Below are 3,941 nucleotides of genomic sequence, written 5' to 3'. Positions count from 1 at the left end.
CGAGTGGCTGCGCGGGCGGGTCACGACGTACGCGCCCGCGCTGACCCGCCCGCGCAGCCACTCGAGGCGCTCACGCAGCTCGCCCTCGACCAGCTGTGGATCCGCGCCGGCCTCACCCAGCGGGTCCCGCCAGCCGCCGGGCAGCTCGGCCACGCGGGCGGCCAGGTACTCGCGCTCGGCGGCGTCGAGCAGCTCGACGTCCGCGGTCTGGGCTGGCAGCTTGGCGATCCAGTAGGCTGCCTGCTCCTGCTCGGGCCGGACGAGCGGCGCCTTGGTCTCGCGGATCTGTGAGGTTGGGCAGACGCTGGGCTCGGGGCCGGGCGGCGGCTGAACACCGCTGACCTGGGCGTCTTCGTTGCTGGTGTTGGAGTTACACGCCGCGGCCACCACCAGCAGACAGGTCAGGGGAACTCGAGTCCACACGGGGCTCCTCGACGTCGCAAGCGCGGGCATGATTCCCCTCTGGTCTCAGGGCCGCGGGGCCACGCCAACGGGCAGCTCGCCAGCGACCCAGCGCAGGTGGACGTGATCGGCGTGCGCTGGCCAAAATCCGCGGTTTTGGGCGTGCAGAAACCGGCGGCCCGGTCGGCGAGCGCCGGCTTGGGCGTCGAAGGGATCGAGCACCGACGAGTCGTTGTGAACGAAGTACGCGATGTCGTCGATGGGCAGCACGATGTTGGCCAGGACCTCGAGCCGGGTGCTGGTTGGCGTGCGCGAGTGTTCGTCTGCGGGGTCGGCCACCGGCTCGCGCGCGCCTTTGCCCTTGGGCTCGGCGGTCCAGATCGAGACCCCACGCTTGATGTGGTTCCACCAGACCTGCGGGCGGCCGTCGGTGCTCACGTGATCATGATCGAGCAGGTACACGTCGACGTCGACGCCCTTTTGGTGGGTCCAGTGATCCCCGATCTTGCCGCCGGTCACGTGGCTGAGATCGCCGATCCCAAGCAGCATGCCGGTGTGCTGGTGATACTCGTTGGCGATGTTCACGAGCCCCGCGACCACGTTGGCCTGGGCCCACTGACGGCTCAGTGACTCGTTGCCGTTGGTCTTGAACGGCACGTAGTCGCGGCTTGGATCCAAGCTGTCAGCCAGGTTGACCCAGCGCTCGTCGCCGATCCAAGCCTCGTGGGTGCCGCGCTGGCCGGGCCCTGGCAAGCCCTGCGCGGGCACGACGATGTGCAGGTAGGCGAGATCCTTGGCGCCCCCCTTGGCCGCCTTGGCGGTGCGCGTGACGACCAGATCGTAGCGCGACAGCGGCGAGAACCCGCAGTGGGGGCCCGGCTCGCGGCTGCCAAACTGGGCCAGCGCCATCCACTGGCGGATCTGTTCGAAGCGGCCTTCGAGGACCAGCGCGCGGGCTTCATCGTGGGCTTGCTGCAGGCCTGAGCCAGCTGGCAGCGGACCCCGGGCGCGGCGGCGGGGATCGATCTTGATCTCGAGATCCACGAGCGTCGCCGCGGCGTCGTCGAGCAGCGCCGTGATCTGTTCGGGCGTGGGGGGCGGTGGCGGTGGCGGTGGCTCGGCGACCGGCGGGGCCTCGACCGGTTGGGCGTCGTAGCCGAACACCGCCTGCAGCGGCACGAACTGGGCCGCGAGCTCGATCGTCGACGCGCTCAGCTGCGCGAGCTCACCGTTGTCGCGGGCTGGCTCGCTGTCCTGAAACTGCCGCTCGAGCAGCGGGTAGGCGCAGGCGAGCGGGATGAGCACCGCGGCCGCCAGCAGCGAGCGGGCGGAGTGTTGTCCCTCGCGACGGACCGCGCGCGGCTGTGGCTGGGGACGTGGAGGCACGGTCTACTCGGACTTGGTGTCGGACTTGGTATCGGACTTGGTGTCAGCGGGGGCAGGGGCGCCGGCGCCCGAATGGTTGATCCCAAAGTACGCAGCCGTCGCGGCCAGCAGCGGCACGGCGAACCACACCAGCTTGCCCGCGCTCGGCTTGCGACTCACGACCACCGGCGCCGCACCAAGCAACACCCAGACCAACAGCTTGGGGTGGAGCCAGCCGGGCAGGCCCGAGGCCATCGCCCCGGTCTTGGCCAGCATCCCAAACCCCGCGACGACGAGCAGCAAGAGCCCGACGCCGTGGGTGCCCATGACCATCCCGCGGACCTTGTTGCTCTGCTTGTCGCCCCCGTTGGCGCCATGAAACGCGAGCGCGCCGAGGGCCATGAACACCAGCACGATGCCGAGGATGTGGAGGAGGTTGTAGAACTGGTACGACATGGCGGAGCGCAGACTAGATCATGCGGGCCGGGCGAAACAGCATCAGCGCGCTGGTGTAGCCGTGCAGGAAGGTTCGGGCTTGGGCCGAGCCCACCGGGCCGATCTCACCGTTACAAAAGAACCCAGCCAGCGGCAGCTTGGCGCCAAGCAGCTCGCGGGTCAGCGCGCTGTCGTGATCGGGCTTGCCGTACAGGCCCTTCCCGCGACCGACGCAGGGGAACAGCAGCGCGCCCACGCTGGGGTCGTTGGCGCGGAGCTTGCCGTGCTCCGCCAGCAGCGCGCGTAGCTCGGCCGCGGAGGTCTCGGCGTCGCGCAGGTGAAACTGGACGACGGCGTTCTTGTGCAGCTGCGCCGCGGTCCCGATCGCCCCGCTGTGCGGATCCACGCCGATCAGGTTGCGCACCAAGAAGTCGCCCTGGTCGTAGACCTCGCGGCGTGGATCCATGACCACGCCAAGGAACAGGCTGTTGCGAGCCTTGGCCCGCTCGGATGGGGTCAGGGTGTCGAACAGGTGCTGCAACACCTGGACGGCGGGGCGACCGTCGAGCTCGAAGATCACTTGCTCTTGGTGACGGGTCACGAACATCGGCACCCCGATCGGTCGGCAGCCCTGCGCGACCACGGCGTCGATCTCGAGGTTGCCACGCATGGCCACGCCGACCATGCCGCGGTGGTGGGTCGCCTGGTCGCAAAACAAGCGGTGCTCGCCGGGGCGGCCGCCGCCCGAGCACAGGCCGCCGATCTTGACGCCGCTTGGGTACGCACGATCGAGGCCGTCGAGCAGCTCGGCGCCAGACCACGTGAAGGGATCCGCGAACAGCAGCAGGTGAGGATCGGGGCCGTCCGCCAGGCCCAGCGCGTGGTTCCAGCGCGCGCGCTCGTCGGCGGGGTCGTCGCCGGCCTCGGCCGGGTCGGGGGTCCGCTCGGCGGGCACGTGAAACCCCGTCAGCTCCACGCCGGGCAGCTGCGCCGCCGCGATCGCCAAGCCGGCGCTGCCCTCGAGCTCCCGGCCGTTGGCGAGCACCCCGCTGCCCGAGCAGCCGAGCACCAGCGCGCCTTCGAACGCGCTGCCGAGCGCGGCCGGCAGCTCGTGACAGCGGTGCTGGTGCTCGCGCGAGGCGAACACCAACACGAGATCCGCGGACTGCCCGTCGAGCTGTTCGTGCAGCTCGCTGGTGGCTCGATCGAGGGCCGTCGAGAACTCGGCCGCGTCACTGATGCTGGAGGACCAGCGCACAGCGCCAGGGTATCAGGAGTGCGGGGTTTCAGCCCGCGCCCGAATGCCAGGGAGTTCGCTGCCCGCGGGCGGCACGAGTGCCGCCCGTTGCGGACGGCCCTGGGCCAGCGAATCCCGCGTCCCGCAAGCGGGCGGCCTGCGGACGAGAGCCGCCCGAAAGACCTCCCCCGACCGGGTATGCTCGGGCGTGGCCGTCCATGAGCTTCGGATCGCTCCGCTGCCGATCTGGCTCGACGCCGCGCGCCTGCTGGGTCCGGCAGGTCCAGCTCCTGACGGGGCTGACGGGGCTGACGGGTCGCACGGGTGGCGGCTCGAGCTGCAGTCCGACGGCACCCTCGAGGCCTGCGCGCGGCTGCCTCGGGAGCGCGCTGCCGATCTCGCGGCGCGCCTGCGTGGGCTTGGGTTCGACGGACGCGCGCTCGCGTGCGAGATCCAGCCGCCGCTGCGTCGCGCCCACGTTCGGCGGGCGCGGACGGATGAC

Annotated in this window: 5 protein-coding genes; 1 reads left to right on the top strand and 4 read right to left on the bottom strand. The window is 70.8% G+C overall.

Features of this window, described 5'->3' with window-relative positions; genetic code table 11:
• From DB30_RS40325 to DB30_RS40310, 4 genes are all read right to left on the bottom strand, one after another.
• The coding region (locus DB30_RS40325) for a hypothetical protein (RefSeq protein WP_146662889.1) at positions 1-423 on the bottom strand (423 nt) is incomplete at its 3' end.
• A 45-nt stretch (positions 424-468) separates the two neighbouring features.
• Positions 469-1,788, bottom strand: a complete 1,320-nt coding sequence (locus DB30_RS40320; RefSeq protein WP_146662886.1) for a penicillin-insensitive murein endopeptidase — start codon at positions 1,786-1,788, stop codon at positions 469-471.
• A 3-nt stretch (positions 1,789-1,791) separates the two neighbouring features.
• The gene (locus DB30_RS40315) at positions 1,792-2,223 is read right to left on the bottom strand and encodes a hypothetical protein (RefSeq protein WP_052559403.1); all 432 of its coding nucleotides are present in this window, start codon (positions 2,221-2,223) and stop codon (positions 1,792-1,794) included.
• A gap of 13 nt (positions 2,224-2,236) precedes the next feature.
• A complete protein-coding gene (locus DB30_RS40310) occupies positions 2,237-3,460 on the bottom strand; it encodes an FIST signal transduction protein (RefSeq protein ID WP_052559401.1) in 1,224 nt (407 codons plus the stop codon).
• Between the two features lie 187 nt (positions 3,461-3,647).
• Between DB30_RS40310 and DB30_RS40305 the strand changes: the two genes are divergently transcribed.
• The coding region (locus tag DB30_RS40305; protein WP_146662884.1) for a hypothetical protein at positions 3,648-3,941 on the top strand (294 nt) is incomplete at its 3' end.

It is taken from the genome of Enhygromyxa salina (assembly GCF_000737335.2).
Classification (GTDB): Bacteria; Myxococcota_A; Polyangia; order Nannocystales; family Nannocystaceae; genus Plesiocystis; species Plesiocystis salina_C.
Note: the sequence above shows the minus strand (reverse complement) of the source record. Positions and strands in the feature narration are given on the sequence as shown.

Excerpts from the sequence above, each read along its gene's own strand:
- DB30_RS40315 (WP_052559403.1), bottom strand. The coding sequence starts at position 2,223 with ATGTCGTACCAGTTCTACAACCTCCTCCACATCCTCGGCATCGTGCTG.